Origin of the sequence: Mesorhizobium sp. M7A.F.Ca.US.014.04.1.1 (genome assembly GCF_003998745.1) — a bacterium.
In the GTDB taxonomy this organism is placed as follows: Bacteria; Pseudomonadota; Alphaproteobacteria; order Rhizobiales; family Rhizobiaceae; genus Mesorhizobium; species Mesorhizobium ciceri.
Window position 1 is genome coordinate 1 of record NZ_RZRW01001232.1, and the last position, 794, is coordinate 794.

1 protein-coding gene is annotated in these 794 nt (G+C 63.4%); it reads left to right on the plus strand.

Annotated elements, in window-relative coordinates:
- The first annotated feature begins 208 nt into the window (after positions 1-208).
- Entirely contained in the window at positions 209-697 is a 489-nt protein-coding gene (locus EOA22_RS35760; protein ID WP_027160744.1) for a GNAT family N-acetyltransferase, read from the plus strand.
- Positions 698-794 lie beyond the last annotated feature (97 nt).

Here is a 794-nt window from a genome sequence, read left to right on the forward strand (position 1 = left end):
GGCATGGTCGACGCGGTGGTGGCGGAGCTGTCAAACGAGCCGCCGGTCGCGCTCAAGCTTGTCGCCAAACGGCGCATGCGGCGACAGCGGGCCGCGTCCAAGAAGGTTACCGCGGCAGCGGCGGGTTGACCGAAATCGGCGGAAGGCCCATGGAACCAGGCGGCCCTCCGCGCGGCCTTACGGATTAGCTACCCGTCGGCGGTGAGAAATGCTCGAAATTCGCCCAGCCCAGGAAGCCGACCGGTCGGCGATCGTGCAACTGTGGCATCAGGGCTGGCATGATGCCCATGCGCATCTGGTTCCAGCCGAAATCCTGGCGTACCGAACGCCGGCGCATTTTGCGCTGTGGCTGGAGCAATCCACCGATGCCTTCCATGTGGCGGCTGCCGATGGATTGCTTGGCTTCGTCTCGATAAACGGGGCGGAGCTGGTCAAACTCTATGTAAGCCCGCAGGCACGGGGAAGCGGAACCGCCCGCGATCTGCTGTCTTATGCCGAGCATCTCTTGTGCGAACAGGGCGTGGCGGAGGCCGAGCTTTTCTGCACGGCGGGAAATGTCCGCGCGCAGAGATTTTATGCCCGCGAAGGATGGCGCTTGAACCGCAGCTTCGAAGACGCACTTTGGCTGCCGGATGATGTCGCCGGCAGGTTCACCGTGGAAACCCACTGCTATCGGAAGCATCTGGGCTTTCGTTAGCATCACTATTCGGAACGAGCTTGGCGAGATTGTCGCGGACGCTGGAGCAGGCGCCCCCTACCGGTCGACCATCGCCATGCCCCGCTCGGTATAGCGC